The sequence below is a fragment of the Streptomyces sp. NPDC040545 genome (assembly GCF_055595065.1).
The window spans coordinates 59070-83200 of record NZ_JBVIWA010000017.1; the positions used below are offsets into that span (position 1 = coordinate 59070).

A 24131-nucleotide genomic window follows, 5' to 3' on the forward strand; every position below is an offset into this window, starting at 1 on the left:
CTGCTCGGGGGCTGCTCGGCGGTCGTCGCGAGCAGCAGGCGAGCAGAGGCCGATCGGGCTCTGACCTGCGGTGGAGCAGGCCGAGCAGAGCCCGATCAGAGGTGCGATCTGCGCATATCAGGCGCGGTTGAGCATGTCCCGCTTGTAGCCGCGGGGGTTCTGCAGGCCGTCGATCTCGCCGATCGGCATCGGTTCGCCGACACCCGCCTCACGGAACTTGGCCTTCAGCTCGCCTACGGTCAGGTGCATCGCCGCAGCGAGCGTCTCGGTCCGCATCCGGTCGACCTGCCGCTCGTCCATGACGGCGAGCGCCTCGGCGACGATCGGGTGGGCGGTCGCGTGTCCTGCGGCCGGCTGGGCGCCACACAAGTGCAACAGCGCCGACCAGGACAGGACCTTGGGGAAGTTCGAGATCTCCGGCAGGTCGACGTCTGCCATGGCCGCGATGGACTCCTGATCCAGCTCGACCAGCCCGGCGGCCAGGCGCTCGGCTCCCAGCTTGCGGAGGGTGGCCGCGTCGAAGTGGTGGATGGCGTACTCGACCGCCTGGTTGGCCAGGCCGGGAACGCCTTGGCCGAAGACGTGGCCCGCGTCCTTGGGGTCGGTGTCTGTGGCGGGGTCGAGCCGGTGGGGCAACCAGCCTTCGGCCGCGGCACCGTCTCCGAAGACGGCGTTCGTGTCGACCCGCCGGCAGGGCCCGACCAGGGCGAGCGCGATCATCTGGGCGATGTTCTTTCCCAGGAAGTCGATCGTGCCTCCCTGTGCTGCGAGCTCCATCTCGACGCATTCCTTCCGGCCGACGATCAGCAGCTGGAACGCGAGCAGCTGGGCCAGTTCGGAGGCTTTGGGGTACTCGTCGAAGATGACGGTGATGGCGGGGTGTTCGGGGCTGGGCCGCCACTTGTTGCCCATGCCGAGCTTGCGGCGGAGGCGAGCTCGACCCTTGGCGAGGACGAGGAGGAAGGCGAGGACGGCTTCGATCTGCTCGGTGGTGCGAGCCGTGAGGCGTACTCCGTCGTGGAGGTCTTCGAGGCCGTCGCCGAACGGGTCGATGTCGATGGTGATGTTGTCGCGGCAGGCGGTGGTGACTTCGCCGAGGGACTGGAGGATGCCGGTCTTGCCGCCGCCGGAGGATGCGACGATCAGACCCATGACGCCGGCAAGGCTGATCTCGAGCGGATCGCCGCCGATGGAGGTGCCCACCCTGGCCCGATCGGTGATGCTGATCGACTTGGGTGCGCGGTAGGGCGGGGCGGGTGCTGTGACGAAGGGGTCGCTTTCGATGAGTCGGAGGGTGGCGCAGGCGCGGCGCGCCTTGATGGGCTGGATCCGGAGCCGGTTGGTTCCGAGGTCGAAGCTGGTTTCGAGGCCACCGGCAGCTTTGATGATCGCTTCGGGGGTGCCTTCGCTCACGCGGACGGTGCACTGCCATCCCCAAACGTGACGGCTGATCTCGAACACCTCGGCGACAGGTACTCCTTCTTTGAGGAGGGCGGCGAGGACGCAGACTGCCAGCTGCTGGGGCGTGGTTGCCTGGGCGACAGGGAATGGCTTGGTGTCGGCGGGCAGCTGCTCGATGGTCATGCCGCCCGCCGTGGCCGTGACGCCTTCGAACGTGGGCGGGCTGCCGAGTTCCAGCGTCGTCTGCGAGGTGCCGACGCCGAGCTCATCGCCGATGCCGTGACGGATGCCGTACAGGTAGGCGCCGACGGCGGTGGCGATGCTGACCGCCAGGCCGCCACTGAGGGTGCCGACGCCGGCCGCGGTCATGGCGGTGGTGGCCCACATGCCGGTTTTGGTGGTGTAGATCAAGCGGTGTCGGCGGTATCGGGCCCGCCGCTCCTCGACCTCGATGCGAAGGCCCTTCTGTTCCGCGATGTCCTGCGTCGCGTTGAGGGCCTGCTCAGCGGTGGCGATCATGTGCGGGTGGTAGTCGTGGAGTCCGGCGAGCCAACGCCGGCCAAGCCGGGCGTAGCCGCGGCCGACGAGCGGCGCATAGCCGTGGTGCTGCCGGACGTGCTCGACGACTCGGGCGATGCCACTGTCGGACCGGAGGGCGATCGGGGCGTCCTTGGCTACGACACCCTCGAGGGGGGCCGGTGCCACGGTCGGCATCGGGGGGACGACGGTCAGGTGCGGGTGCTGCGCGGCGGTGCTCACTGCTCCTCCTTCGGGTTGTTGACGGCGTCACGGATGGCGTCGCGGACGCGCTTGGCGTAGTTGGGCGAGCGGCCGAGGAGCTTGGCGACGGCAGGCGTTGAGAACTTCTCCGGGGCCAAGTCGTGGAGCTGCCGGGCAGCTTCGAGGTCGACGTCCGCGAGGGGGTCTGTGTCGTGCTTGTAGCGCGAGGCTGTATCCCCCTCCCGTCCAATATTCACAAGGCCTGTAGCACCCTTCGAGGGGCCGTCGCCCGGCTTCCTGGGGCCACCCTTGGCAGGCGTCCCGCCACTGTCTCCGCGGCCGCCGAAGATGTCGGCGAGGAGCTCTTCGACAGCCAGGTTCTCGGCCACTCCGAGATGCTCGGCCAGGGTCTGGTCGACGTACTCGCGGGCGGCCAGCTTCGCGGCGAGACCCTCGATCGTGTGACCGGGCGGCAGGCCCTTCTCCGACCTCCACGCCTCGGCCCACAGGTCGAAGCTCTTGGTGTTGGCGGGGGCGTTCAGCGTCAGGATCTGGTAGCGCTGCCACACGTCGGGGTGGGCGTCGGCTCGGCGCGCCTCGTCCCATGCACGGTCGCGGCTGATGGAACCGAGGGGGTTCGCGGCGAGGATCAGCTCGTACTGTTCCCACGCCCCCGGGTAGAGGGTCTTGCGCTGCTCGTCCTGCGCGGCGAGGACGGCGTCGGCTGCAGCCTTGTCCGCGGCGACCTTCGCCTCGTGGGCGGCCCGCTTGTCAGACTCGATCTTCAGCCGGGTCTCGGCGTCCAGCTTCTTCGCGGCCAGGTCCGCCTCGGCCTGCACCCTGACGGCTTCCAGCTCGGCGGCGGCCTGCTTCGCCTGCTGCTCGGCCAGCTTCCGCTCGGCTCGGGTGGCCTTCGCCGTCTTGGCGCGGGCCCCGAACTCGTGGACCGCCCACACGGTGGGGCCGGCCAGGGAGCAGAAGCCGCCGACGAGACCGAACGTCATCCCGATGCCGGCGTGGGTCGCACCGTCGTACACGTTCACGGTGGCTGCGATCGAGGCGGCGATGGCGGCACCGGTCAGGTACTGCCACACGGTCCGGCGGGCGGCGATGGCCGCCTCTGCCTGCCGCATCATCACCCAGGCGGCGGACTCCAGGACCAGCGGGGCGAGCATGTCCCATGGCCGGTCCGCGGACCAGAACGCCCGCAGCTGCAGCGGCATCGCGACGAGGAAGCAGGCGACGGCGAAGAACTTGACGGCCTGGGCGGCCTTGGCGTCGCGCTTCTTGATGTCGGCCTGGCGCCGACGCTCGGCCTGTTCGGCGGCAAGGTCGTCGGCGGCTTTCTTGTCGGCGGCTTCCTTGGCTTCGCGGGCGGCCCGCTGGATCTCCTCGGCCTTGGCCTGCGCCGCGGCGATCTTCGGTGCGTCGAGGAGTTCCCGCCGGCGGCGTTCGGCTTCCGCGTCGGCCGCCGCGGTGGCCGCCTTGACCCGGGTCGCCTCGGCGTCCGCGTCGCGCTCCTGCCAGGAGCGGTGGTCGCTGCTCACGGTCGTGGTCCCTTCGTGGTGTGGGGGTTAGGCGGCGGTTTCGTAGCGGGGTTTGGTGCGGGTGTTGAGGTGGCCGTCGAGGTAGATGTCGGCGGCGACTGCGGCCAGGGCGAGGACGGCGAGGAGGAGGCGCTGCCAGCCGGGCGGGTTGATCCCGAACATCCAGGCGAGGAATCCGAAGAAGACGAGGACCCGGGCTCGGCGGGCTGCCGCCATCAGGCCGGTGTGGCCGGCCATCAGGGGGCCTCGACATCGATGTAGCGGAAGATCCGCATGGCGGTCTCCTGCTGGTAGTCGCCGGCGTCCTCGCACACCTTGTTGGCGGCTGCGATGTCACCGCGGTTCACGGCGGCGGCGGCAGCGCGGACCTGGGCGTCGGTCGGGCGGGTGCCGGTGGGCTTGCGGCGGAAGATGGGCATGGCGAGGCTCCTCGTTGGTCAGGCGGGGTGTCGGGCGGTGGTGCTGACAGATCTCCAGTCCGCCCGTTCGAGACGGGCGGAGCGGGCTACGGTCAGTACCGGAGGCGACTTCCCTGGGGGAGTTGCCGTACTTCTTCAGCACTCAGTGCGAGCACTGATCCGGTGGTGGAGTAGCGGACCGGATCGCCGGGGTACTGGGAGTGGCGCCGGGTCCAGACACGTCCCGCGCGATCCGTCAGAGTGTCGGGCTCTCGATCGGTAGGCATGAGTTCCCTCCCTGGGCCGGGGCTGTCCCGGCTCCCCTCACCGCCCGCACCTGTCGGACGGATCGGGCAACCGGTCAGCGGAGCTGCCGGGCGAGATACTCGTAGCTCTCGGCTTCACGCTCGTCCCGGCCGATCTGCCGGTTGAGCTTCCAGCCCTTCGGAAGCGTCAGTCGCTCTATCCCGTAGTTGTTGCGGAGCCCCTTGACGGCGGTCTCCCGCATCCCGGGTCGCCCGTATTGGACGGCGTGCACCAACTCGTGGATGACGGTCTCGTCGAGCATTCGCTGGTTCGAGCCGGCCGACCCGGCATTGATGACGACGAGAACACCGGCCGGGCTGACGGTGGTGATACCGAGGTAGTCGCAGGCTTCAGCCTTCGTGGGCAATGCAGTCGTGCTGATCGTCTGCTGCTGGGAGCGGATGACGACCTCGGGACAGTGCTTCTTCGCGGCCACAACGATGTGGGTCAGGGGCATCTGGCCGCGCACCTTCTGCCGGACGAGGAAGGCCGCCTGGTCAGCGATGGACTGGACGCGGTCGAGGATGGGCCCGTACTGGCGCGCTAACCGGTAGCCGGCGACGTCCATCAGGCGGCCTCCTGCCCGTTCACGCTGAGCGCTTCGAGCTGCTCGACGAGGCCGGAGCCGTTGTGGTGGTCGTAGTCGGCGGCGACGGCCAGGAGGCGGGTCTGGCCGAGGTAGTCGTTGGTGCGGAGCGCGGTCAGGTACTGGCTGATGAGGCGGGTCTCGAGCATGGGAGTCTCCGATGGTCAGGCGGGGATGAGGTCAGGCGGTGGGTCGGGGCACGGCCCGGCACTTCTCGGCGTGGGCCTGGGCACAGTCGGAGGCGAGGCGATCCGTCGACCGGGCCACGATCCGGTCCCCGACAACGCTGGACACGTATTCGGGGGTGTAGTCGAAGCTGACGTACTGGCAGCCGCGGCATCGGGCTTCGTAGCCGTGCTCCGTCTCGCAGACGTCAACGGTGATGTCGTCGTCGCCGAGGATCTCGGCGGCCTTCGTCAGGTAGCGGGCGATGACGCCCTCGGGCCAGGCGGTTTCGGGCATGACGGTCCTCCGGTTGGTCGTGCCGGGGTGGGGTCTAGCGGCCGCTGATGTTCCAGCCGTGGTCGGGTGTCCGCCGGATGACACCGGCGGGGGTGTGGAGCTCGCCGGTCGTGGTGCCGACGTCGAGGTCGTCCAGCTGGTCGAGCAGGAGGACGATCCGGGCGGCCAGAGTGCGGGCCTGGGCTTCGCGCTCGTCCTGCGGTACGGGGGTGCTGGCGATCACGGCGGCTACTCCTCGTCCTGCGGGTCGATGGGGTCGCTGCCTCCCTGCCCGCACCAGTTGCACGGGCAGTCGCCGGGCTGGATGTTGCTGGCGGCGGCCGTCTCGAAGGCGAGGCGGGCGGACAGCTGGTACTGCGGGAGGGCAGTCGGCGCGATGCCCGGGTGGATGAGGATCTGTCCGATGCGGGCGGCCTTGCCGTCACCTCGGCGCTCCTCAGACCAAGCGGCAGAGAGACCGCCCGCCTCGAAGAACGCGAGCCGCGCCCGGCGCATCTCCTCGCCCCAGTTCCAGGGCGACTGGGCGGAGGCGTTCATGACGACACCTGGCGGAGCTCGTCGATAAGACGCAGCGCCTGCTCGAGGCCGACCTCAAGCCGGCCGATGTTCCAGCACAGTTCGCGGTTGCTGGCGGTACCGATGGGCAGCTCATGTGATCGGGTGAGCGCCTCGCGGGCGCTGTCCACCGTCGCCTGCTGGCTCGGCGTGAGGCCGCTCATGACGCGAGCTCCCGTCGCATCCGGTCAGCGTCGGCACGGAAGCCAGCGGCGTAAGCCGGCTCCCCCGCCTCGTCGGACAGGTCGGCGGCCTTCAGTGAGTGAACGATGGCCTGCTGGCGGCGAGCCCGGCGAAGGGCTTCCTCCATGGACGGGTCCGAGTCGACGGGGCGGATCGGGGTGGGGTGGATGGTCTTCGGCATCACGCCACGTCCTTTGCGGTCCGCGCCATGCTGCGGATCTGCTCCGCGAAGGCTTCGAGGTTGTCGGCGAACTGTTCCGCCTGCTCCGGGGCCATGTAGTAGCCCTCGCCGCCGTCATCGACGGTGACGAATGCCTGGCGACGCTCCGGCTCGGAGGCGTAGGGGTCGATCCCCAGGCGGGCGAACAGGGCCAGCTCGGGGTCCTTGCCGATGCGGGGCGCGTTGAGATCGGCGTAGTCGCCGCAATGCCACACGTCCTCAAGGTGGCCCTCGGGGGATGCGACGTGATCGACGGTGCACCAGGACGGGCACTCGATGTAAATCTGCTGACCGCTCACGACAGCCGGCACGAGGCGGGGCAGGGCGGTGGTCACAGCGCCACCGCCAACTCGCTCGCCGGGATCCCGCGGTCGTCGAGGTACTGCATGAACGCGGCCCTGCTGACGCGGATCGTTCCGCGGCCAGAGCCGACGCGGTAGGAGGGGAGACGACCCGACTTGATCTCTCGGTAGACCGTGGTCTGGTCGACTCGGAGGGCGGTGGCGATGACCCTGACCCCCAGGGGACGGCCATCGCGTGCCTGCTGTGGGGCAGACACGGTAAGCTCGTGCTGCATCTCTGAGACCCAATCTCTGATGCGCAGGCCCTGACGGGCTCGGTGTTGGTAGCACCGAGAACTCCCCGTCGGGGCCTTTGCTGTTGAGGCGTGGCTGAACTTGCCGGTTTCGCTGTTCCTGCCGACACGTCAAAGGTTATGACGAATAGCCGAAGATGCGCAAGGGTGTGAGCGCGCCGTCACGCAATCGGTTGTAGATGGGCAGCTCAGCCGCGTGGTTCACTTGTTGTGACCAATGGCCAAGGAAGGGGCAAAGTGGCATATCAGGGCAAGCCGGCATACCAGCAGATCGCCGACGACATCAGGCAGCAGGTCCTCGACGGCGCGCTCCAGGCTGGGGATCGGCTGCCCACCGAGGTCGACCTCATGGCCGAGTACCGCGTGTCGCGCATCGTGATCCGCAACGCGGTGGAGGTGCTGCAAAACGAGGGGCTCGTGATTAAGCGACAGGGGGCTGGCACGTTTGTGCGAGAGCAGACTCCCCCGCGAAAGCGGATCTCGGGCGACCTGTACGGCAAGCGTCCGACCGCCTCGCCGATGAAGCGTGCCGCCGAAGCGGAGGGGCGGCGCTCAGAGTGGGAGTATCAGACCCGAAGGACTACCGCCACGAAGGTCATCGCTGAGCGGCTCGCTATTCAGCCCGGCGACGACGTGGTCCGCACGACCTACACCTTCTTGGCCGACGATGAGCCGATCATGTTGTCGACGTCTTATGAGCCGTCTTCCCTGACCGAGGGCACTCCGATCGAGCAGCCGGAAGGGGGTCCTGTGAGCGGTGTCATCCCCCGCTTCGACTCCATCGGGTTGCACATCACGCAGGTCGTCGAAGAGGTGAACGCTCGGGCCCCGCGTCCATACGAAGGGGAGGCTCTCCGTGTTGCACCCGGGGTGCCGGTAATAACGATCACCCGCACGTATCTTGCTGACGAACGCCCTGTCGAGACATGCGACATGGTCGTCGCCGCAGACAAGTACACGCTCAGCTACTCCATCCCAATCCCGCCGCCCGGAGCGGCGGAGTAGCGCCGGAACGAAAGAAGGGCCCGACCGCGCGATGCGGTCGGGCCCTTCTCGTGTCGCTACAGCAAGCCGCGCTGCTTGAGCTCCTCAATGACCCCGTCTCTCATGGCACGAATCTCGGCTGCCGAGAGGTCGGAATTCTTGACGGCCATGATCATCACGGCATCGCCAATGTCCTCCTCGTTGATCAACCGCACAGACTCGATGAGGGGCGTTTGTCCAGTTGCAGGAGTCGGGTCCCCTCCGACATAAATCGCGGCACACGAGCCAGGCGCCCATTTCAGGGCCGCGTCGATCTTTGCGTAGCTGGTGTCGCGGATCGGCTGCCCTTCCTCGACGCGAAGGCACGTTCCCTTCGAGACGCCCGCGCGCTCCGCCAAGCCGGCGCGGCTGAGCCCAAGCTCCAGTCGGCGGGCTCGGACCTGCGTGGCGAGCCGGTCGTGGTCACGATCATTGGCCTGAGTCATGCCAACAGTATGCCAACTTGGCCTAGGTCGAATCAACTTTGGCGATCTAGTTGGGCGAAGTTGTAGCGAAAGTGCCGATGTTGCCACTACCGTGAGACGCAGAGGGCCCACCCCGAACGACCAAGAACCGGGTGGGCCCATCGATCAATCCACTGTGTCCACAGATCGGAGAGACCATGACCATGCTCGCACCTCTCGACGGTTCAAGCGATGGCGGGGGCGTCGAACGCTTCACCTTCGAGGGGGCTGAGGTCCGTACCGTGATGCGCGATGGCGAGCCCTGGTGGGTCGCCACGGACGTCGCGTCTGCACTGAACCTGAGCAACCTGCACAGCTCACTCGCTCACCTGGATGACGACGAACGCACTCTCCACAATGTGGAGAGTGGTCAGCGTTCCATGTCGGTCGTCAACGAATCGGGTCTCTACTCGATGATCCTCCGGAGCCGGAAGCCTGAGGCCAAGGCGTTCAAGCGCTGGATCACTCGGGACGTCCTGCCGGCGATTCGGAAGACCGGTAAGTATGTGGTCCCTGCTGCCGCCCCGCTTGAGATCACTGCCGCCGCTGGCCCCGTAGCGTACCGGGATCAGGCGGAGATCCTGGCGATCCTCCGCCCTGCCCTCCCGGAGCCCTACGCGACGGCGACGGCGAAGGTGATCCTGGCTCGCGCGATGGGTGAGCGTCCGGAGCTTGAGCCTGGGGAGACCCCGCTGTACGCGGCGACGTTCCTCGCGGAGAAGGGCCACAAGGCGAAGACGGTCGCGAAGTTCCAGTCGGGCTTCGGGGCGCGGGTGTCGAACGCGTTCTTCAAGAGGCATGGCCGCCGCCCGGAGAAGATCCCCGGTCCGGCCGGCTCGCGGATCGACAAGGTCGCCGTCTACTCCGACGAGGACCGTCCGCTGCTCGAAGAGGTGTACGCAGGGATGTCTGACCTGATCGCCGCGTTCGAGCACGGGGATCAGATCGCGCTCAGCGCCTGACCCCGGACACGCCAGAAGGCCCCCACCCGAACAGGTGGGGGCCTTCTTCACGCGGCGGACCGGTTGGGGTTGGGTCCGAACTCGCTGTCGAGTTGGTCGAGCTGCCAGCGGTCGTAGCCCTCGTCGCATTTGGGGCATTTGGCGTAGGGGACGGAGAGGCTGACCCGGAGCTGTCCGTCGCAGTTGTCGGCGGAGCAGAACAGGATGTAGGTGCGGGCGGGCGGGTTCCCGGTGTCGATGTAGTCGAGCCGGCCGTGGATTTGGGCTATGACCTGTAGGTCTGATCCGACTTCGGGGTATTCGCCGCATGCCCAGCGCACGTTGTTGATCAAAAAGCTGGTGGCGCCGTCGATGTCTGCCCGGTGGCGGGTCTCGCCCATGGACCATCGAAGCCGGGTTCGCCATGCGTCTTCGACGGCCTGCAACAGGGCTACGGCGCCTCCGTTGGCGACGATGCTGAGGACGTCGACCTTGAGGGGTGCGGAAGATCCTGCGCTGCGGGTGCCGCCGGTGGCCCTGGCGCTGCCCTTGGTGAAGGCTGCGGTCTGGTCGGCCTTGCGGAACAGGTCGGGAATTTTGCGAAGCTGGGCGACGGCGGTCTCTTCGCAGCGGTAGCAGGCCCACCGGCCGGCGGTTCGTTCGTCTTCCCAGAGGGCGCGGCGGCACTTGACGCAGCGGGCGACGGTTTCACTCACGGCTGTGCTCCTTGTGCGGGCGGTACGGGGCAGGTCAAGCGGTGGGTTATCGGGCGTTCCAGTTGTCGAGGGCCCAGGCGAATGCGAATGCTGCGGCGAGGAGGATTCCGATGGTGATCCACAGGGCTGCTACGGCCGGCCATCCGCCGCCGTCGTCGTGGTAGGTGCCGATGGAGAAGCCGACGACGAAGACCAGGGCGAGTACTGGGGCGACGATTCGGGCGGCGAGGCGTTTGGCGGTCACGGCTTGGCCTTCCAGTTGGGTCCGCGGAGTGCGGCGGGAACATCGGTGGTGGGGGTCGTCGCCTGCCGGGTCGCTGCGGCTGCCCAGAGGAATTCGTCGATCACCTGGAGTGCTGTCTTTCCGCCGCCGCTCGCCTGCCGCTCTTGCTCGGGTCGGTCGAGTCCGGCCAGTTCGTCCTCGGTGATCCCGTAGCCCTCGGCGAGGGCCTGGAGGGTTTCGCAGTCGTTGGTGTGGTCGACGAGGTAGCCGGTGTCGTCGTAGCCGCAGCCGTGACAGGCGTACTGGTCCCAGCTGTTGCCGCCGGCGTACCGGTGGATGGCGAGGATCTTCCGGTCGGCGGTACAGCGGCGGAGTACGGCGGCCGGGTCGTTGGCGGCGATATGGGCGCCGACCGCGTGCTGCTGCCTGCTACTGAGGGCGAAGGTGTCGGCGACTTGGATGCCGTCAGCGGCAAGGACGGTGTCCTCGTCGGGGTTGAACGTCCACGGCCAGGGCGGGCAGGCTTCGGCAGCGGCTTCGGCCTTGGCGATCTGCTGGCTGATCCAGCCGTGGAGGTCAGGCATCGGGGGTCTCCTTGCGGGCTCTGGCCAGGTCGATGCTGGGGATGGTCGGGTTGGGGTCGATGTACTCGGCGGGCGGTTCGAGGGCTTCGCGGATCTCGTCTGCGATGCCGGGTGCGGAGCTGGTCCAGGGGCAGCCACCGTCGAGTTCGATGGCGAGGGCTCGAACGCGGTTGATGGCGGCCTCAGCCGTCACTGCTCGTTGCCGCAGCTGTTCGTAGGCTTCGGCGGTGGGTCCGGCGTCGCCGCGTCCGCAGTGCGGGCAGTAGCCGGCTTCGGCCTTGATGATCCAGCGGGTGTCGTACTCGTTGGCGTGACTGCCCTGGTGGCCGGGCCGGAGGACGCACTCGGTGGGCGGCTGGTCTTCGAAGGCGGGGAACTGGGCGCCGCAGTGCTCGGTGGGGTCGGTCACGGCTGATCTCCTTCGGGTTTGTAGTCGTCGATGGAGCCGACAGTGACCGTCGTCCGGTACGGGCGGGGCGCGGTCGGTTGGGGGCCGTGGATGTCGGTGAAGGCCTGCTCATCGGTCACGGCTTGGGCGGTGTGGGCGGGTGGGGGTTCGCGGGTGTACGCCTCCTCGGCGGGCAGCCACAAGTCGGTCACGTCCGGCTCCTCTCGGCCACCTGGTCGCGGTGCGGTACGCCGCCGGGGGTGGCGTCGGTCCACATGAGGGTGGTGTCGCCGACAAGCGGCCCGCGATGCCAGCCGTCGTGTCCGGCGGTGAGGGTGCAGTGGTGGAGGCGGGCGGTGACGGAGTCGTTGAGGCTGGCGGTGCAGAGGGTCACGGCTGGCTCCTGTCGGGCTGGGTGCTGCGGATGGCGTCGGCGACGGCAAGGAGCGCGGTTGCGATGGCGAGGTTGGACTGGGCGGTGAGGACGCCGACTGCAATGGCCTCCGGGACGGTGCGGTTGCCGGTGATGCGGTTGAGGCGGTCGGTGGTGTCGTCGATCTGGCGGACGGCACTGTCGTGCGCGGTGTCGGCGCCGAGGGGCTGGGCGGTCATCGGTGTCTCCGGTGTCGTGGTCGTGTACGCCCGTCTGCGGGCCTGTCGGGTGTCGTGGGGCCGGGGCTGTCGTCCCGGCCCCAGTACGCGGCGTGGGGGTCGGTGTGGCGGGCCGCGCGGTCCTGCTGCTCGCCGTGACGGAGTGCCCAGCTGATGGCGGCGAGGGCGAGGGCCATGAGGGTGAGGCCGCCGGCGACGAGGAGCAGGGTCGGCACGGCCTACTCCGAAGTCTCGATGTCGGGCAAGCCGGTGCGGGCTGCTGCTTGGTCACGGAGGAGCTGCCGCCAGTCGGCGAAGAGTTGGTCCATGCGGGCTTGGAGCTCGTTGCAGACGCCGATCTGAGCGTGGATCTCGGCAAGGCTGAACGTGGGCTGCTGGCTCATGCTTTGGCGTCCTCGTCGTCGTCGCCGTCCTCGTCGATGGCCTGGGCGCAGCGGCCCCCGTCCTCGGCGGAAACGAAGTCGAGGTCACAGCCGGTGCCGCAGTCGGGGCAGGCGTATCCGCTGCAGCCCGAGGCGGGGCATCCCGAGTCGTAGACGTCTCCGTCGCAGTCGGGGCAGCCGCGCTCGTCCGGCACGGTGTGCGGCCGGTTCGGGTCGAGGAAGACGAGTCCTGTGATGGTGCCGTTGGAGAGGTGGATCGGCTCGATCGGGATACGGGTGGCGGTCACGTGAGGGTCCTTCCGGTGGTGTGGGTGGTGTCCGGGCCGGCCGCCCCGGGGGACGGCCGGAATGGGGCGGGTTACGGCATGTTGAGGGCGTACAGCACGGCGGCCGCGATCTCAGCGGCCTCGTCGGCGGCGTTCAGCTGCTCCTCGGCGCAGCCGGGACAGAGAAGGCGGCGCCGGTCGGCGTTGTCGGTTGCCCAGCCCCAGCCGAGAGCCCAGTCGCGGGCTTCGTCGGGGGTCTCGAAGTAGATGCGGCCGTCGCCGTCGATGTCGGCGAGGTACTCGCAGTCGGTGTCGTCGCAGGTGAGGGTGTAGAGCGGTGTCGAGACGGGGGTAATCGGCATGTGGGCTGTCTCCTTGCGCGCGGTTCGGGTCGGGTGGCGGGGCTCTGTGGGCGCCTCAGGGCCTGTGGCGGGCTCCGACGTCGCGAGGGATGCCGGAGCGCTGCGAGAGCCTTACGCGGGCGCTGAGGGCGCCGGACGGGCCGTCCTGGCCCGCTGCAAGGCCGCCTCAAGCGCCCCGACTTGCCGACGGCTTGCGTCCAGGGCACGGATCCGGTCGCGCAGGATGTCCGCCTCGGCTGCGTCTAGCGGCCGTTGCTCGGCGACCGCGACGAGGGCGAGGAGCTGGTTCAGGTAGCGGCTCATGCGGCGACCTCTCTGGGGACGGGATGCGCGAGCCCCGCGGCTACGGCGAGGGCGATGGTGTGGGTTCGGTCGATGCCGCCGAGCGCGGGCCGCAGGTTGTAGCGCCACTGGTCGCGGACCGTGTGGACGGAGACGTCCAACTGGCGGGCGATCTCGTGGTCGGTGGCTCCGTTCGCGGCGAGCTCCAGCATTCGGAGCTGGCCGGAGCTCAGGCGATCGACGGTCCGGGGCGTGCCGGTCACGACACGGCCTTCGCGTCGTCGCCACCTTGATCGCTCGCCAGGAGCCACCACTCCGAGCCGTCCCACGCGTTGGCGTAGGGCACCATGCTCCGACCCAACTGTTCGGCGGCGATGATCCGATGATGTCCGTCGACGACACGTCGCTCGGCGAGGTCGAGGCGGACGGGCGGGAAGTTGCCGGCCTCGATCTCGGCACGGATGCGGGCCAGGCGGCGGGGGTGCTGGCTGGTGAGCCAGGCACGTTCGGCGTCCCAGCCGGTCTCGTCGCCGTTGGTGAACTCGGCGAGCAGGCGGGTGAGCTCCATGGTGCGGACCTCGGTCATCGGGGGTCTCCTTCGTGTGGTGGAATCGGGGTGGCCCGCCCCCTCGCTTCGATCGAGGGGGCGGGTCGCCTGCATCACGGGGTGGGGCGGCGGTCGAGGTCGCTGACCCAGGCGGCGATGACGGCCGCGGACTGCACGAGTTCGGCGCGCAGCTTGGCCGGGTCGTCCTCGGCGAGGGCCTCGTAGATCTCCTCGAGGAGGATCAGCGCCCACCGCGGCCCCATGGGGGTATCGGCGGCGTACTGGCACTCCCGGCGGGCCGCCTTGGCCGCCTCGACGTAGTACGGCAGGCCGGTTCCGTCGGGGTGCCGCTGGTCACCCCACTTGGCGAGCTGCCGTCCGCGCTCGGCGTCGATGTCCGCGACAAACGGGGCCATGTCGGGCGTGGCGGGGAGCACGTTCTTCCCGACCCAGGCCACGGTGTGCACGGTGAGCTCGGCGGCGAGCTGCTCGGTTGCCCCTATGGGGGTGGATCGGACGATCTGGTCGATGAGGTGCTGCAGCGGGAGCAGGACCTGAAGGTCGGTGTCGGTCATCGGTTGGCCTTTCGGGGTCGTCGCGGGATGGGCTGGCGGGCGGCCGTGGAGGCGGTCACCGCTCGGCCTCGCCGCCCGGCACGTGTCCGGCGGCGAGCATCAGGCGGAGGAGCAGGGGGCCGATGGCGTCGCCGCCCGCGCTGCCCTCAAAGGCAAGCCAGCAGTCCGTGTAACCGCCCATCTGGAAGTCGCCGCCCTTCCAGCCGGTGAACCAGGCGCCCAAGGCTCCCCGGGCATCCGCGAGCATTTCGCCGACGATGACGTCGACGGCGGGTTCGAAGGCGAGTTCGTGGTAGTAGCCGCGGTAGCTGTGCGGGTTGGTGAAGCCGTCGGGCAGGACCTTGCGGGGGTCTTCGGCTTCGAGGGCGGTGATGATCTCGTCGAGGGTCATGCGGCGTTGCCTCCGGTGTAGCGGGCGTGGTGGACGGGGCTGCTGTCGGGGCGTTGGGTGCCGGAGTCGTGGCAGGGGATTCCGAGGACGGCGCTCATGCGGCCTTCGCCCCGTGCTCGAATCGGGCGGTGCGGCCGAGGGTGTACGCCGCCTCGAGGTGCGGGCCTGCCGGCACCCGCGGGTCGAGAAGCGTTCGGGTCAGGTCGCCTTGCGGAACGGTGCCGATCGGCCGGCCATACGGGATGGGGTAGGCACCCCACTTGCGCCAGGTCTCGAGATCGCTCGGCCGAATGGTGCTGAGGTCAGTGCCGAGGCTGGCCAGGTCGTCGATGGCGAGGAAGTAGTCCAGCCCGTACAGCGGCGGCGGAAAGTCGCAGTCGTCGCCGCACCGGTGCAGCTGACCGCAGTGGGCTGCCTGGCTGACGCTGAAGTGCAGCGGGGTCGCCCCGCAGGTGTCAGGAATCGGCCCGAGGATCAGGAGGCTGGTCGCGCCGCCGTGAGCGCCGATGCCCTTGGTCGGGTGGACTGCGTCGGTGAGGAGACCCATGTCGAGGCGCTCGCCAGTTCCCTTGACCTCGATCCACCAGCCGATGTCGGGGAGGCGGAAGTCGGGCAGGTACGGGCGCTGCTGGTCGCCGACGAGGAAGCCCTGGGGTTCGTACTCCCAGCGGATGCCCAGGTCGTTGAAGACGGTTGCCCAGCGTGCCTCGAGGCGGGAGCGGAACAGGTGTCCGGCGTAGTAGGTCTCGATCGCGGTTATGGCCATGCTGATCACATCCGTCCCATGGAGCGGAGGCGGGCGTAGTGCCCCTGGAAGGTGAGGGCGACGGTCCGGCCGGCGGCCCCGTTGCGGTTCTTGGCGACGATCAGGTCGATCTCTCCGGCGCGGTCGGTGGTGTCGGAACCGTCTTCGGCGAGCGGCCGGTGTAGAAGGACGATCACGTTGGAGTCCTGCTCGATCGCTGAGGAGTCCTTGAAGTCGGTGACCTGGGGCTGCCGGCCGGCAGCGTTGCGGTTGAACTGGGCGAGGGCCACGACGGGGATCTCGAACTCCATGGCGAGGAGCTTCAGGCCGCGAGAGAGTTCGGCTACCTCGTTGGCGCGGGTGGCGTTGGACTTGGTGCCTTCGGGGGTCATGAGCTGGAGGTAGTCGGCGACGACCATGGCGGGCGGGGTGCCACGGGAGGCCATCCAGCGCATGCGGGCCCGGATCTTGCCGAGGGTGAGGTTCGCGGAGTCGTCGAGGATGAAGTTCCCGGCGTTCTGGAGCCGCGGGGCGGCCTTGAAAACCTTGTCCCAGTCGCCGGCGTCGAGCTTGCGGCGGATGAGCCGGTCGAGGGGGACGCTGGCTTCGGCGGAGGTGAGGCGGGCCATGAGTTCGGAGCCGCCCATTTCCATGCTGGCGACGAGGACGGGCTTGCCGCGGGTGAGGGCGACGTGGGCGGCGAGGTTCATGCCGAACAGGGACTTGCCTCCGCCGGTTGCGGCGCCGACTGTGACGAGTTGGCCGGGCTTGAGTTCGACGACCTGGTTGAGGTCGGGCCAGGGGGTGTCGAGGGCGTTCGGGTCGGCGCCGATTTCGAGTTCGTCGATGAAGCTCATCCAGCGTTCGGCGACGGACAGGCGGACGTCGGCGGCGGGTGCCCCGGACGCGGCGGCTTGGAGGTCGGCCATGGCGGCGTCGAGGATCTCGGCGGCGGTGGAGGCGGCGGTGAGGGCGCGGCTGGTGGCTCGGCGGGTGGCGGTGAGGACGGCGCGGAGTTTGGCGCTCTCGCGGATGAGGTCGGCGTAGTAGGTGGCGTTCGCGGTTGAGGGGACGGAGTTGACGAGCTTCGACAGGTAGGCGCCGCCGCCGACTTTGCTGATCTCTCCGTTGGCCAGCAGCGCGGCGGACACGGTGATCGGGTCGATCTTCGGGTCGCGGCTGCCGGCGTACAGGTCGCAGATCGTCATGTAGATCGTCTGGTGGCTGGGCTTGTAGAAGTCGCCGGGGCCGCCGGTGAGGATCGCGGAGATCGGTTCGATGACGGACTTCTCGAGGAGCATGGCGCCGAGGACGGCCATCTCGGCTTCCTCGTTGTGCGGGGCGGCGGTGGTGATCTCGTCGGGGAATTCGGTTTCCCAGGCGGGCTCGGTCATGCGGCTTGTCCTTTGCTGGCGGGGTGGCAGTCGGGGCAGCGCTGGAGGCTGCGGAGTCCGCGGTCGTCTTCGATCTCGCGGGTGCGGCTGATCTCGTCGCAGTCGGGGTCTCCGCAGTGGGGCGGCTTGATGCCGCCGGGGCGGGGCTGCGGAACGTTGGCGGCTGCGGGCGGCAGGCCCTTCCAGCCGCCGCGGAGGAAGAACGTGGCGTAGCGGATCGGCTGGCGTGCGGTGGCCTTGGTGTCGACGGCGTAGCGGACCATCGCGGTCACGCCGGCTCTGTCGATGACGGCCGCGATGTCGAGCCAGTCGGAGGGCTTCATGCTCCAGCTGACGGTGACGCCGGCTTGCGTCATGGCCTTCACGAGCGGCTGGCAGCGTGTGAAGGCGTCAGGTCGATCCGAGGCCTCGCTGCTTGCCTGCTCTTTTGGGAATGGGGAAGGTGGTCCAGTTTCTGGACCACTACGTGCAAAACCTGGACCACTACGGTCCTCATGCGGTCCAGAATCTGGACCGCTACGAGAGGGGTCTACGTGGTCTTGTGGTCCAACTTCTGGACCACTACCAGGCTCTAGCGGTCCAATTTCTGGACCGCTACGAGAGGCCGAACGGGAGTATCCGATGGCCTTCGGCAGCCTGTAGAGATGCGACCGACGGCCTGCCGCCTCCTCCGCGATCTCCAGTTCGCCGAGCTTCTTGGCCGCGACGAGAGCGGCACTGACGGTCGTCTTCGACTTCGTGTTCAGCGCTCGCATGAGGGCCGGGTAGGAGAGCTTCACTTCGCACGCCGCAGTGCGCACCTGGTCCGCTACGAACAGCACGGCGATCCGCGCATTGCCCTTCGACTGGGAGTGATCCCACACCCAGTTCATGGCGTCCAAGGTCACGGCAGGCTTCTCTCTGGCTGGTGCGGGTAAGTGGTTCGGCTAGGCCGCGGCGGCCGTGTGGCTGGCGGCTCGTTCGGCGAGAAGCCGGATGGCTGCTTCGGCCTGCTGGGGCACGACGCCGTTGCCGAGGGCGTGCAGCTGCTGGGTGCGGGAGAGGCCGGGGACGTCGGTGACCCAGCCGGCTTCAAGGCCCATCAGCCACTCGACGAACCGCGGACTCAGTCGATTGCGATCGTCAGTTGCCCGGGGGGCACGTCGTCCGGTGGCGGCTTCCCAGCGGCGGATGGCGGGGGCGAAACGGCCCCACTGGGCCGCGGACAAAGAGCGTCGGTCAGCGTCGGTCCCGATCCCCCCGCCCTTGCCCGTGCTGATGTGCGGGTCGACCTGGCGTCGTTCGCCTTGGGTGTCGGCAGGAGCTGCACCACCGCTGCCGGTAGCGCCAGGTCGCCCTTCGAACCGCGTTGGTTCGGGCCGCCCTTCGCCCCGTCCGATGCGCGCGGAGTCGGAAGCAGGTTCACCACGACCTCGTTCAGCGGCCTGGCATTCGTTCCGATCAGGTTGGACTCCCCGGACTTCCAGTCCCTCGCTGCGGGCGTCGGCAGCAGCGTCACGGTGGTCCGGAGATCCAAGCCGCCGTCCCCGTGCGCTCCCGCCCCGTTCGTATCCGAGGTGCGGGGCGTCGGCAGCAGTGGCGAGGATGAAGAGCCGGTTCCGCTGATGGGGAGCGCCGACCTCCGATGCGCGTACACACGCCCACTGGACATCGAACCCGAGGCGGGCAAGGTCGGCGAGGACGGTGTCGAATCCCAATCGAAGGTGCCCTGCGACGTTCTCAAAGACCGCGATTCGGGGTCGTAGTACGCCAAGGGCGTCTGCGATGTACGGCCAGATGTGGCGCTCATCGGAGGTTCCTTTCCGCTTGCCGGCGGTGGAGAAGGGCTGGCAGGGGTAGCCGCCGAGGACGATGTCGACGGGCTCCACGGCGGCCCAGTCGGTGACGGTGAGGTCGCCGATGTTGGGGGTGTCGGGCATGCGGTGCTTGAGGATCTGACAGGCGCCCGGGTCGATGTCGGACACCCAGGCGGTGGTGCCGCCGAACACGGCCTGCACTGCGGCGTCTAGGCCTGCGTAGCCAGTGCAGAGGGAGCCGCTGCGGGGGTCGGACATTAGGCGGCCTTTCGCATGTCGGTGCTGTCGAGGACGGTCTTGCGGTAGAGGGAGAGGGCGCGCTGGAGTGCGTCACGGGTGACGCCGAGGCGTTCGGCGATCTGCTGCCGGGTGTGCCCCTGGCGTTCGAGCTCGGCGCAGTCCTCGGCGATTGCGATGTAGCGAGGGGTGCGTTCGCCCAGGTGGGGTGTGGCCTGCGGGTCGTAGATGCTTTCGTCGTCCCAAGCCGCGGCAAGCGCCCACTCGTTGGCTGCGGCCCGGGATTTGGCGCGGGCGATGGACGCGGCCCGAATGCCCTGGCCAACCGGATCAACGTTCCACAGCTCGTCGTAGAGAGCCTCGACAGCCCGGTTTGTACGGCCCTTCAGCTTGGGCTTCTCGCCCCTGAGGATCTTGTTGAGGTAGGTCAAGTACAGGCCGAGCCGCTGGGCGAGGACCGGGGGAGGCCAGCCGATGGCCACGAGAGCCTGAAGCCGGCGGACCGCGCCGGTTGACGGCATGTATGCATCGTCGGAGAGGCCCTCCCAGACCGGCTGGACGCCGAGGATCTGGCTGGCGATCTCCGTCCGTACCCGCTGGATAGGCGGGCGGGAGTTGCCGTTGTAGAGGATGCTGGCGATCTCTCCGTATGGCGTGGTGGAGAGTTCGGCGATGCGCCGCAGGGTGACTCCCTGGGCTCGCAGTGCTGCGATGTGGTCGCGAACGAGTGAGGCGTCGGTCCAGGGGTTCCACTGGCCCGCGGCGATCAGGCGGCGACGGCGCTGCTGGCGGCGATTGTTCGCCTCCCTGACTGCGACTTCGATGCTCATCGGTCTTCCTCCGTCCGGCGGGTCTGGTGGGGGATGGTGTTGCGGGGCTGTGGCGGGGTGTGCAGCCAGGCTTCGAGCTGGGCGATTTCGAGGTCGGCCTTTGTGTCGGCGAGGTCGCGGCGGACGTCGTCCTCGGTGCGGCGTGCGGCTTGTCGTGCGGTGGCCTGCCAGCGGCGACGGGTGCGGCCCTTGTGCCAGGCGTCCCAGCCGTAGGTGGCGATGAGGAGGAGGCCGACCACGATGCCGATGCAGGTCCAGACGGTGTCGGAGGCGTTCATGCGGCGGCCGCCCGTCGTGCGGTGGCCCGGTCGGCGGCGAGGGCGAGGGCCTTGTCGGTCAGCGTCCAGACACTGAGCCGGTGGCCGCGGGTGCTGTCGAGGTCCGACGGGACGTAGCTGCCGGTGTGGCGGATCAGTCCACCGCCGTGGAGGGCGCTGATCGCGGCGCCCAGGAAGCCGAGGCCGAGTTCGGGGAGCAGGGTGCGGAAGTCGTTGGCCGTGAATTCGCTCTGGCCGCGGCCGACGGCGAGGACGGCCTGCTCGACGAGGAACTTGTCCCAGCTGGACTGGTCGGCTATCTCCTCGAGGAGGAGGTCCTTTTCGGCGGAGGCGTGGCGTTCGGCGACGGTGAGGCGACGGGTCATGGCGGTGGTCCTCTCCTGTGCGGTGTACTGGGGGTGGGCGGCCCGTCTTGGGGTCGGGCCGCCCCGGGTTCTGCTAGTCGACGAGCTCGCCCTCGATGGGGCCGTCGTCGTAGGTGGGGTCGTGGTCGTCCAGGACGGACGGCATTGCTGGCCCCAGGGAGGTCTCAGCAGCAACCGCGGCTTCCGCCCGAAGCTGCTCCTTCATGAACTCGGCCGAGGTGGGAACCCACTTGGCCAGCTGCCGAAGAGCGCTCTTCAGCCACATGGATTCCTCAGCGGTGTTCCATGGGCTGTACTCGGAGCCCTTGCTGTCGGACTTGGCCTTGATCGCCATGACCTGCTGGTGGTTGAGGACGACGACCTTGCTCGTGGCGCCGTCCTTCATGACGGCGTAGGCGTACACGCCGACGAGCGGGCCGCGATCTCCGCCGAACCAGTCGATTTCGTGGATCGGGCGTTCGTCCCGGCCGGGCACGTATCGGAAGGTGTCGTTCTGGCGGACGGCTTCGACGATGACGGAGGAGGCGGCGCCGGCCCGGTAGATCAGTTCGACGATGCCTTGGTAGCCGACGATCCCCTTGATGATCAGGTTGTAGTTGTGGGCCTTGCTCTTGCGGGCCGTGATGTAGAACTGCTCCGTTCCGGGCTCCAGGCCGAGCCGGGCAGCGGTCTTCAGTTCCCGCAGGAAGACGCCGATGTCGTTGCGGGCGGCCTTCTCCAGGTCTTCGTTTCCACGGATGGCGCCCATGGCCAGGCGGATCCATTGGTCGGCGTTGATGTGAGAGGGGACGAGGGCCGCGTACTCACTGCGGTAGGCCTCGATCTGGGCGGCCGGCCCGTTGTCGCGCTTTTCGATGGCGTTGCCGATGTGGCTCACGGGTGGCTCCTGTACGACTGTCGGACGGGGCGGGTGCAGAGGACGCGGTTGACGGTCTCGGCCACGGCCTTGCGGAGCTCTTCGACGAGTTCGTCGCGGGCTTCGACCGTGAGGCTGTCTCCGGTGGCTACGTGCACCGCCGCGTTCCATTCGCCGGATACCGCCTGGAAGCCGAAGGACGGGCCGATGATGAGATCGGCTGCGTCGATGGCTGCCTCCCACTCACGGATGGTCATGGGGTGCAATCGCTGTTCGACCATTGGGTTTCCTAGCTCCTGTAGGGCTGGAGGGCGAGGGTGGTTCCGTCGGGGTTGACGGTTCGGTAGGCGATGCGTCGGTCGTTGTGGACGGCCCGGTAGCCGTTGCCGATCGCGTCGAGGATTCGGCCGCGCGCCCGGGTGATTTCTGCGGCCGATGCCTTCGCGGCCTGTTGGGCGATCTCGTAGTCGGCGGCGAGTTCGGCGCTGATCTCTACGTCGATGTCTTCGCGGCCGGTCGGCTGGACGCGGATCGTCTGGTAGGTGGCGTCCGAGCCGTCGATCGGGGGGCGCTCGTTGCGTCGGACGGAGTCGAGGAAGCGTTCGGCCGCGCCGCGCATGATCTCGGCGTCCATGGCGTCGTACTCGATGCAGAGTTCGCGGTAGTCCCAGCCGCCGATCAGGACGCCGATGATGGCCGGCTCGAACAGGCCCAGGGTGTCCTGCTGCCAGATGACCTGACAGCGGTAGTGGATGGGGACCTGGTCGCCACCGTCGGGGCCCCAGTCGTCACCGAACGGGCTGGTCTTGCATTCGACAATGCGGCCGGCCAGTCGGTCGGGGGTGGCGCGCTGCCATTCCCGTTCGGCGTGCCGCCAGGTACCGGTCCTGGTGAGGGTGAGCTCGGGATGGTTGTCGGCGATCTTCTGGGCGACGGCGTCCTCGAGCCGGTTGCCCCACTCGATCGCCGGGTTCGACTGGAACGGCGCTGTGGGCAGGCCGGACTTCTTGTGCCAGAGAGAGAACGGGGACTGCCACGGGGACAGGCCCAGCACTGCGGCGATCTCGGTGGCTGTGATGCACAGGCCGGCGCGGGCGGCGTCCCATTCGGGGGTGCCGGGGGTGAACTCTCCGAGGAGGATTCCGGTGGGGGTCTCCATCAGAAAGGCCACCGATCAACTGCGACGGGACGCCGGGCGAACGGGATACGGATGTTGCGGTACGGGTCCCAGCAGTCGCAGGGCCGGAAGTCCGGCTCTTCGCCGTAGGGGCCGACGCCAGGGCCGCATGCGATGTCGCCTCGGCCGTCGCAGTCGGAGCACTTCGGGTTGGGCTGCCTCTGGATGTAGAAGGCCCGGTCGTAGAGGTCGATGCGCCAGCGTCGGATGGTGAGTGAGGTGCGCACGACGACTCCTTTCAGGGTGTGGCGGGCTGGGGCCCCGGTGTGGGGGCCCTCAGCGGTGGCGGTTTGGCGCCGGGGCGGCCGGTGGGTGCACGGCTGGCCCCGGCGGGTCTTTAAGCGGCGCGGCGGTTCTGGTGGAACACCGCGTCGGTGCGGTAGATGATTCGCTCGCGGACCTCGGCGGCGTCGACGCTGGCGTCGTCCTTGATCTCCTGCGCGGAGAGGGTCCAGTCGGCGAGGTCGGCGATCTCCGCGACGGCCTTGCGGGCCTCGACCGCGGACGGCGCAGAGGCGATGATCAGGCCCGAGTGGTGGCCGATGTGCCAGTGGAACTCTTCGCCCCACCGGCTGTACGGCAGGCCCCGGTAGATGAACAGGCCCGGAGCCGGCTCGATGGCGTTCACGGTGAAGGCGGGCTTGCCGCGCAGCTGAACGACGTGCTGGTGAACGGTCACGGCAGGAGTCCCTTCTCGGCGGCCAGGTGGAGCGGCATGACGATCGGTTGGGTGTCGGCGACTGCGGGGTGTGAGGTCAGGGAGGAGACGGCGGTCTGGTTCTGTCGCGTGGCCTCGACCGCCCGGTCTCGTTCATCCCGGAGCCGGTTGACCTTCGCGTTGGCGTTGTCCCATCCGGTGATGGCGGTGTCGAGCTGCCGGCGCAGGTCCGCGGTCCGGGCCCGCTCCTGATCCAGTTCGGCGCGGAGACGGTGGACCTCGTCGACCGCGCGGTGCTGGCCACGCGGCCGGGCTATACCGAGGAGGCTCACGCCGGGACCGCCTTCTCGTCGTAGTCCAGGGCGGCGAGGAGCCCGTTCAGCTGCTGGGTCCGCTCGGTGAGCTTGGCGTCGAGGTCTCCCGCCTGCCGCTCGGTGATCTCCAGCCGGATACGGGCCTCGGCCAGCTCGGCCAGCAGCCAACGGACGTCGTCGAGGGCGCGGCCGATGAACATGGCGTTGTGGAATGCCTGGGTCTTGTCGTTGCCGTCCGGAATGCTGCCGATCGGCCGGCTGTTGGACGGATCCGTGACGTGCATATCGGCGGCCAGGTGGTAGGCTGTGCCGTCGTAGTAGGTGCCCCACGTGCCCTTGGTGGCGGCCAGGACGCGCGCCGCGATTTCGGCGAGGCGGTCTTCAGTTGCCATCGGAGGCCTCCGTCGTCTGCGGCTCGCACGCCTCGCAGCGCATGGTGATGTCGACGGAGTCGCGGTAGTTGGCGAAGGTGAGGAGCTTCAGCATGAAGCCCTGCTTGATGGCCTTGTCGCGCTCCCGCTTCAGCGGGTACATCTCACGGCGGGCCTGCTCCTCGGTCGCGTAGACCACGTCGCCGCCGCCCCAGTCGGCGTTCATCACGCCGCACGGGCAGCCGCAGGGCCGGTACTCGACCCAGACGCACTTCGCCAGCGGCAAGGTCTGGTCGTCGATCTGTACGAGGATCGTGCTCACGGGTTCCCCCTGGAGATTCGGTGCCCGAGGGCGATGAGTAGGGCGCCGGTGACAGCGG

General features: G+C 68.7%; 46 protein-coding genes. 2 read left to right on the forward strand and 44 right to left on the reverse strand.

The features are described from left to right. Positions 1–117: 117 nt before the first annotated feature. The 13 genes from ACZ573_RS28000 to ACZ573_RS28060 form a co-directional block, all read right to left on the reverse strand. Positions 118–2160: a hypothetical protein gene (locus ACZ573_RS28000; RefSeq protein WP_471309057.1), complete on the reverse strand. Its 2043-nt coding sequence runs from the start codon at positions 2158–2160 to the stop codon at positions 118–120. Then, entirely contained in the window at positions 2157–3668 is a 1512-nt protein-coding gene (locus ACZ573_RS28005) for a hypothetical protein (protein WP_471309060.1), read from the reverse strand. Before ACZ573_RS28005 ends, ACZ573_RS28000 begins: the two co-directional genes overlap by 4 nt. A 27-nt stretch (positions 3669–3695) precedes the next feature. Continuing rightward, the gene (locus tag ACZ573_RS28010) at positions 3696–3905 is read right to left on the reverse strand and encodes a hypothetical protein (protein ID WP_471309062.1); all 210 of its coding nucleotides are present in this window, start codon (positions 3903–3905) and stop codon (positions 3696–3698) included. Then, on the reverse strand, positions 3905–4087 hold the full coding sequence (locus tag ACZ573_RS28015) for a hypothetical protein (RefSeq protein ID WP_161294433.1): 183 nt from the start codon (positions 4085–4087) through the stop codon (positions 3905–3907). Before ACZ573_RS28015 ends, ACZ573_RS28010 begins: the two co-directional genes overlap by 1 nt. A gap of 340 nt (positions 4088–4427) precedes the next feature. Then, positions 4428–4940, reverse strand: coding sequence for a hypothetical protein (locus ACZ573_RS28020; RefSeq protein ID WP_471309065.1), 513 nt, complete (start codon positions 4938–4940; stop codon positions 4428–4430). Continuing rightward, the gene (locus tag ACZ573_RS28025; RefSeq protein ID WP_471309068.1) at positions 4940–5107 is read right to left on the reverse strand and encodes a hypothetical protein; all 168 of its coding nucleotides are present in this window, start codon (positions 5105–5107) and stop codon (positions 4940–4942) included. The genes ACZ573_RS28020 and ACZ573_RS28025 overlap by 1 nt, the downstream gene beginning before the upstream one ends. A 31-nt stretch (positions 5108–5138) precedes the next feature. Continuing rightward, the gene (locus ACZ573_RS28030; protein ID WP_471309071.1) at positions 5139–5420 is read right to left on the reverse strand and encodes a hypothetical protein; all 282 of its coding nucleotides are present in this window, start codon (positions 5418–5420) and stop codon (positions 5139–5141) included. Between the two features lie 34 nt (positions 5421–5454). Continuing rightward, the gene (locus ACZ573_RS28035) at positions 5455–5643 is read right to left on the reverse strand and encodes a hypothetical protein (protein WP_471309073.1); all 189 of its coding nucleotides are present in this window, start codon (positions 5641–5643) and stop codon (positions 5455–5457) included. Between the two features lie 5 nt (positions 5644–5648). Continuing rightward, positions 5649–5957: a hypothetical protein gene (locus ACZ573_RS28040; RefSeq protein ID WP_471309075.1), complete on the reverse strand. Its 309-nt coding sequence runs from the start codon at positions 5955–5957 to the stop codon at positions 5649–5651. Beyond that, entirely contained in the window at positions 5954–6139 is a 186-nt protein-coding gene (locus ACZ573_RS28045; protein ID WP_471309078.1) for a hypothetical protein, read from the reverse strand. The genes ACZ573_RS28040 and ACZ573_RS28045 overlap by 4 nt, the downstream gene beginning before the upstream one ends. Further along, positions 6136–6339: a hypothetical protein gene (locus tag ACZ573_RS28050; protein ID WP_471309083.1), complete on the reverse strand. Its 204-nt coding sequence runs from the start codon at positions 6337–6339 to the stop codon at positions 6136–6138. The genes ACZ573_RS28045 and ACZ573_RS28050 overlap by 4 nt, the downstream gene beginning before the upstream one ends. After that, a complete protein-coding gene (locus ACZ573_RS28055; protein WP_471309085.1) occupies positions 6339–6713 on the reverse strand; it encodes a DUF6907 domain-containing protein in 375 nt (124 codons plus the stop codon). The genes ACZ573_RS28050 and ACZ573_RS28055 overlap by 1 nt, the downstream gene beginning before the upstream one ends. Then, a complete protein-coding gene (locus ACZ573_RS28060; RefSeq protein WP_471309088.1) occupies positions 6710–6937 on the reverse strand; it encodes a helix-turn-helix domain-containing protein in 228 nt (75 codons plus the stop codon). The genes ACZ573_RS28055 and ACZ573_RS28060 overlap by 4 nt, the downstream gene beginning before the upstream one ends. A gap of 273 nt (positions 6938–7210) precedes the next feature. Between ACZ573_RS28060 and ACZ573_RS28065 the strand changes: the two genes are divergently transcribed. Further along, positions 7211–7978, forward strand: coding sequence for a GntR family transcriptional regulator (locus ACZ573_RS28065; RefSeq protein WP_471309090.1), 768 nt, complete (start codon positions 7211–7213; stop codon positions 7976–7978). 56 nt (positions 7979–8034) lie between these two features. Here the strand turns inward: ACZ573_RS28065 and ACZ573_RS28070 are convergent, their stop codons facing one another. Further along, the gene (locus ACZ573_RS28070; RefSeq protein ID WP_471309093.1) at positions 8035–8442 is read right to left on the reverse strand and encodes a helix-turn-helix domain-containing protein; all 408 of its coding nucleotides are present in this window, start codon (positions 8440–8442) and stop codon (positions 8035–8037) included. Positions 8443–8618: 176 nt separating this feature from the next. Between ACZ573_RS28070 and ACZ573_RS28075 the strand changes: the two genes are divergently transcribed. Continuing rightward, positions 8619–9422 carry a BRO-N domain-containing protein gene (locus ACZ573_RS28075; protein ID WP_471309094.1) on the forward strand — a complete coding sequence of 268 codons (804 nt, stop codon included), beginning with the start codon at positions 8619–8621 and terminating at the stop codon, positions 9420–9422. 47 nt (positions 9423–9469) lie between these two features. Here ACZ573_RS28075 and ACZ573_RS28080 read toward each other — a convergent pair whose 3' ends face one another. From ACZ573_RS28080 to ACZ573_RS28225, 30 genes are all read right to left on the reverse strand, one after another. Then, on the reverse strand, positions 9470–10117 hold the full coding sequence (locus ACZ573_RS28080; protein WP_471309095.1) for a hypothetical protein: 648 nt from the start codon (positions 10115–10117) through the stop codon (positions 9470–9472). A 46-nt stretch (positions 10118–10163) separates the two neighbouring features. Continuing rightward, on the reverse strand, positions 10164–10361 hold the full coding sequence (locus ACZ573_RS28085) for a hypothetical protein (protein ID WP_471309098.1): 198 nt from the start codon (positions 10359–10361) through the stop codon (positions 10164–10166). After that, entirely contained in the window at positions 10358–10924 is a 567-nt protein-coding gene (locus ACZ573_RS28090; protein ID WP_471309099.1) for a DUF6221 family protein, read from the reverse strand. The genes ACZ573_RS28085 and ACZ573_RS28090 overlap by 4 nt, the downstream gene beginning before the upstream one ends. Beyond that, on the reverse strand, positions 10917–11333 hold the full coding sequence (locus tag ACZ573_RS28095) for a hypothetical protein (protein WP_471309102.1): 417 nt from the start codon (positions 11331–11333) through the stop codon (positions 10917–10919). The genes ACZ573_RS28090 and ACZ573_RS28095 overlap by 8 nt, the downstream gene beginning before the upstream one ends. Then, complete coding sequence (locus tag ACZ573_RS28100; protein WP_471309104.1) at positions 11330–11524, reverse strand: hypothetical protein; 195 nt, start codon at positions 11522–11524, stop codon at positions 11330–11332. The genes ACZ573_RS28095 and ACZ573_RS28100 overlap by 4 nt, the downstream gene beginning before the upstream one ends. Next, a complete protein-coding gene (locus ACZ573_RS28105) occupies positions 11521–11706 on the reverse strand; it encodes a hypothetical protein (protein ID WP_471309107.1) in 186 nt (61 codons plus the stop codon). Before ACZ573_RS28105 ends, ACZ573_RS28100 begins: the two co-directional genes overlap by 4 nt. Next, positions 11703–11924, reverse strand: a complete 222-nt coding sequence (locus ACZ573_RS28110) for a hypothetical protein (protein ID WP_471309109.1) — start codon at positions 11922–11924, stop codon at positions 11703–11705. Before ACZ573_RS28110 ends, ACZ573_RS28105 begins: the two co-directional genes overlap by 4 nt. Then, positions 11921–12139 carry a hypothetical protein gene (locus ACZ573_RS28115; protein ID WP_471309113.1) on the reverse strand — a complete coding sequence of 73 codons (219 nt, stop codon included), beginning with the start codon at positions 12137–12139 and terminating at the stop codon, positions 11921–11923. The genes ACZ573_RS28110 and ACZ573_RS28115 overlap by 4 nt, the downstream gene beginning before the upstream one ends. A gap of 3 nt (positions 12140–12142) precedes the next feature. Beyond that, a complete protein-coding gene (locus ACZ573_RS28120) occupies positions 12143–12307 on the reverse strand; it encodes a hypothetical protein (RefSeq protein WP_471309117.1) in 165 nt (54 codons plus the stop codon). Then, positions 12304–12594, reverse strand: a complete 291-nt coding sequence (locus tag ACZ573_RS28125) for a hypothetical protein (RefSeq protein WP_471309119.1) — start codon at positions 12592–12594, stop codon at positions 12304–12306. Before ACZ573_RS28125 ends, ACZ573_RS28120 begins: the two co-directional genes overlap by 4 nt. Positions 12595–12665: 71 nt before the next feature. Beyond that, positions 12666–12935 carry a hypothetical protein gene (locus tag ACZ573_RS28130; protein WP_471309121.1) on the reverse strand — a complete coding sequence of 90 codons (270 nt, stop codon included), beginning with the start codon at positions 12933–12935 and terminating at the stop codon, positions 12666–12668. A gap of 299 nt (positions 12936–13234) precedes the next feature. After that, positions 13235–13480: a helix-turn-helix domain-containing protein gene (locus ACZ573_RS28135; RefSeq protein ID WP_471309124.1), complete on the reverse strand. Its 246-nt coding sequence runs from the start codon at positions 13478–13480 to the stop codon at positions 13235–13237. Further along, entirely contained in the window at positions 13477–13803 is a 327-nt protein-coding gene (locus ACZ573_RS28140) for a ParB N-terminal domain-containing protein (RefSeq protein WP_471309127.1), read from the reverse strand. Before ACZ573_RS28140 ends, ACZ573_RS28135 begins: the two co-directional genes overlap by 4 nt. A gap of 74 nt (positions 13804–13877) precedes the next feature. Further along, entirely contained in the window at positions 13878–14339 is a 462-nt protein-coding gene (locus ACZ573_RS28145) for an NUDIX hydrolase (protein ID WP_471309130.1), read from the reverse strand. Between the two features lie 55 nt (positions 14340–14394). Further along, positions 14395–14730 carry a hypothetical protein gene (locus tag ACZ573_RS28150; RefSeq protein ID WP_471309132.1) on the reverse strand — a complete coding sequence of 112 codons (336 nt, stop codon included), beginning with the start codon at positions 14728–14730 and terminating at the stop codon, positions 14395–14397. 94 nt (positions 14731–14824) lie between these two features. Beyond that, positions 14825–15496 carry a PDDEXK family nuclease gene (locus tag ACZ573_RS28155; RefSeq protein WP_471309136.1) on the reverse strand — a complete coding sequence of 224 codons (672 nt, stop codon included), beginning with the start codon at positions 15494–15496 and terminating at the stop codon, positions 14825–14827. A gap of 5 nt (positions 15497–15501) precedes the next feature. Further along, complete coding sequence (locus ACZ573_RS28160; protein ID WP_471309140.1) at positions 15502–16869, reverse strand: replicative DNA helicase; 1368 nt, start codon at positions 16867–16869, stop codon at positions 15502–15504. Further along, positions 16866–17225, reverse strand: a complete 360-nt coding sequence (locus ACZ573_RS28165) for a hypothetical protein (protein ID WP_471309144.1) — start codon at positions 17223–17225, stop codon at positions 16866–16868. Before ACZ573_RS28165 ends, ACZ573_RS28160 begins: the two co-directional genes overlap by 4 nt. 570 nt (positions 17226–17795) lie before the next feature. Beyond that, positions 17796–18923, reverse strand: coding sequence for a DNA cytosine methyltransferase (locus ACZ573_RS28170; protein WP_471309147.1), 1128 nt, complete (start codon positions 18921–18923; stop codon positions 17796–17798). Beyond that, positions 18923–19732, reverse strand: coding sequence for a hypothetical protein (locus ACZ573_RS28175; RefSeq protein ID WP_471309150.1), 810 nt, complete (start codon positions 19730–19732; stop codon positions 18923–18925). The genes ACZ573_RS28170 and ACZ573_RS28175 overlap by 1 nt, the downstream gene beginning before the upstream one ends. Beyond that, a complete protein-coding gene (locus ACZ573_RS28180; RefSeq protein WP_471309153.1) occupies positions 19729–20010 on the reverse strand; it encodes a hypothetical protein in 282 nt (93 codons plus the stop codon). Before ACZ573_RS28180 ends, ACZ573_RS28175 begins: the two co-directional genes overlap by 4 nt. Then, the gene (locus tag ACZ573_RS28185; protein ID WP_471309157.1) at positions 20007–20375 is read right to left on the reverse strand and encodes a hypothetical protein; all 369 of its coding nucleotides are present in this window, start codon (positions 20373–20375) and stop codon (positions 20007–20009) included. The genes ACZ573_RS28180 and ACZ573_RS28185 overlap by 4 nt, the downstream gene beginning before the upstream one ends. 73 nt (positions 20376–20448) lie before the next feature. After that, entirely contained in the window at positions 20449–21252 is an 804-nt protein-coding gene (locus tag ACZ573_RS28190; protein ID WP_471309160.1) for a recombinase RecT, read from the reverse strand. After that, a complete protein-coding gene (locus ACZ573_RS28195) occupies positions 21249–21488 on the reverse strand; it encodes a hypothetical protein (protein WP_471309164.1) in 240 nt (79 codons plus the stop codon). Before ACZ573_RS28195 ends, ACZ573_RS28190 begins: the two co-directional genes overlap by 4 nt. A 32-nt stretch (positions 21489–21520) precedes the next feature. Then, positions 21521–22390 (reverse strand): YqaJ viral recombinase family nuclease, encoded by an 870-nt coding sequence (locus ACZ573_RS28200; protein WP_471309166.1) that lies wholly within the window; start codon positions 22388–22390, stop codon positions 21521–21523. Next, positions 22390–22635 (reverse strand): hypothetical protein, encoded by a 246-nt coding sequence (locus tag ACZ573_RS28205; RefSeq protein WP_471309169.1) that lies wholly within the window; start codon positions 22633–22635, stop codon positions 22390–22392. Before ACZ573_RS28205 ends, ACZ573_RS28200 begins: the two co-directional genes overlap by 1 nt. A 110-nt stretch (positions 22636–22745) precedes the next feature. Further along, positions 22746–23087 carry a hypothetical protein gene (locus ACZ573_RS28210; RefSeq protein WP_471309172.1) on the reverse strand — a complete coding sequence of 114 codons (342 nt, stop codon included), beginning with the start codon at positions 23085–23087 and terminating at the stop codon, positions 22746–22748. After that, the gene (locus ACZ573_RS28215; RefSeq protein ID WP_471309175.1) at positions 23084–23398 is read right to left on the reverse strand and encodes a hypothetical protein; all 315 of its coding nucleotides are present in this window, start codon (positions 23396–23398) and stop codon (positions 23084–23086) included. The genes ACZ573_RS28210 and ACZ573_RS28215 overlap by 4 nt, the downstream gene beginning before the upstream one ends. Beyond that, the gene (locus ACZ573_RS28220) at positions 23395–23772 is read right to left on the reverse strand and encodes a hypothetical protein (protein WP_471309177.1); all 378 of its coding nucleotides are present in this window, start codon (positions 23770–23772) and stop codon (positions 23395–23397) included. The genes ACZ573_RS28215 and ACZ573_RS28220 overlap by 4 nt, the downstream gene beginning before the upstream one ends. Beyond that, complete coding sequence (locus ACZ573_RS28225) at positions 23762–24073, reverse strand: hypothetical protein (RefSeq protein ID WP_471309180.1); 312 nt, start codon at positions 24071–24073, stop codon at positions 23762–23764. Before ACZ573_RS28225 ends, ACZ573_RS28220 begins: the two co-directional genes overlap by 11 nt. Between the last annotated feature and the right edge of the window lie 58 nt (positions 24074–24131).

Excerpts from the sequence above, each read along its gene's own strand:
- ACZ573_RS28010 (WP_471309062.1), bottom strand. The coding sequence starts at position 3,905 with ATGGCCGGCCACACCGGCCTGATGGCGGCAGCCCGCCGAGCCCGGGTC.
- ACZ573_RS28015 (WP_161294433.1), bottom strand. The coding sequence starts at position 4,087 with ATGCCCATCTTCCGCCGCAAGCCCACCGGCACCCGCCCGACCGACGCC.
- ACZ573_RS28020 (WP_471309065.1), bottom strand. The coding sequence starts at position 4,940 with ATGGACGTCGCCGGCTACCGGTTAGCGCGCCAGTACGGGCCCATCCTC.
- ACZ573_RS28025 (WP_471309068.1), bottom strand. The coding sequence starts at position 5,107 with ATGCTCGAGACCCGCCTCATCAGCCAGTACCTGACCGCGCTCCGCACC.
- ACZ573_RS28030 (WP_471309071.1), bottom strand. The coding sequence starts at position 5,420 with ATGCCCGAAACCGCCTGGCCCGAGGGCGTCATCGCCCGCTACCTGACG.
- ACZ573_RS28040 (WP_471309075.1), bottom strand. The coding sequence starts at position 5,957 with ATGAACGCCTCCGCCCAGTCGCCCTGGAACTGGGGCGAGGAGATGCGC.
- ACZ573_RS28045 (WP_471309078.1), bottom strand. The coding sequence starts at position 6,139 with ATGAGCGGCCTCACGCCGAGCCAGCAGGCGACGGTGGACAGCGCCCGC.
- ACZ573_RS28050 (WP_471309083.1), bottom strand. The coding sequence starts at position 6,339 with ATGCCGAAGACCATCCACCCCACCCCGATCCGCCCCGTCGACTCGGAC.
- ACZ573_RS28070 (WP_471309093.1), bottom strand. The coding sequence starts at position 8,442 with ATGACTCAGGCCAATGATCGTGACCACGACCGGCTCGCCACGCAGGTC.
- ACZ573_RS28075 (WP_471309094.1), top strand. The coding sequence starts at position 8,619 with ATGACCATGCTCGCACCTCTCGACGGTTCAAGCGATGGCGGGGGCGTC.
- ACZ573_RS28090 (WP_471309099.1), bottom strand. The coding sequence starts at position 10,924 with ATGCCTGACCTCCACGGCTGGATCAGCCAGCAGATCGCCAAGGCCGAA.
- ACZ573_RS28110 (WP_471309109.1), bottom strand. The coding sequence starts at position 11,924 with ATGACCGCCCAGCCCCTCGGCGCCGACACCGCGCACGACAGTGCCGTC.
- ACZ573_RS28120 (WP_471309117.1), bottom strand. The coding sequence starts at position 12,307 with ATGAGCCAGCAGCCCACGTTCAGCCTTGCCGAGATCCACGCTCAGATC.
- ACZ573_RS28130 (WP_471309121.1), bottom strand. The coding sequence starts at position 12,935 with ATGCCGATTACCCCCGTCTCGACACCGCTCTACACCCTCACCTGCGAC.
- ACZ573_RS28140 (WP_471309127.1), bottom strand. The coding sequence starts at position 13,803 with ATGACCGAGGTCCGCACCATGGAGCTCACCCGCCTGCTCGCCGAGTTC.
- ACZ573_RS28145 (WP_471309130.1), bottom strand. The coding sequence starts at position 14,339 with ATGACCGACACCGACCTTCAGGTCCTGCTCCCGCTGCAGCACCTCATC.
- ACZ573_RS28150 (WP_471309132.1), bottom strand. The coding sequence starts at position 14,730 with ATGACCCTCGACGAGATCATCACCGCCCTCGAAGCCGAAGACCCCCGC.
- ACZ573_RS28155 (WP_471309136.1), bottom strand. The coding sequence starts at position 15,496 with ATGGCCATAACCGCGATCGAGACCTACTACGCCGGACACCTGTTCCGC.
- ACZ573_RS28160 (WP_471309140.1), bottom strand. The coding sequence starts at position 16,869 with ATGACCGAGCCCGCCTGGGAAACCGAATTCCCCGACGAGATCACCACC.
- ACZ573_RS28165 (WP_471309144.1), bottom strand. The coding sequence starts at position 17,225 with ATGACGCAAGCCGGCGTCACCGTCAGCTGGAGCATGAAGCCCTCCGAC.
- ACZ573_RS28170 (WP_471309147.1), bottom strand. The coding sequence starts at position 18,923 with ATGTCCGACCCCCGCAGCGGCTCCCTCTGCACTGGCTACGCAGGCCTA.
- ACZ573_RS28175 (WP_471309150.1), bottom strand. The coding sequence starts at position 19,732 with ATGAGCATCGAAGTCGCAGTCAGGGAGGCGAACAATCGCCGCCAGCAG.
- ACZ573_RS28180 (WP_471309153.1), bottom strand. The coding sequence starts at position 20,010 with ATGAACGCCTCCGACACCGTCTGGACCTGCATCGGCATCGTGGTCGGC.
- ACZ573_RS28185 (WP_471309157.1), bottom strand. The coding sequence starts at position 20,375 with ATGACCCGTCGCCTCACCGTCGCCGAACGCCACGCCTCCGCCGAAAAG.
- ACZ573_RS28195 (WP_471309164.1), bottom strand. The coding sequence starts at position 21,488 with ATGACCATCCGTGAGTGGGAGGCAGCCATCGACGCAGCCGATCTCATC.
- ACZ573_RS28200 (WP_471309166.1), bottom strand. The coding sequence starts at position 22,390 with ATGGAGACCCCCACCGGAATCCTCCTCGGAGAGTTCACCCCCGGCACC.
- ACZ573_RS28220 (WP_471309177.1), bottom strand. The coding sequence starts at position 23,772 with ATGGCAACTGAAGACCGCCTCGCCGAAATCGCGGCGCGCGTCCTGGCC.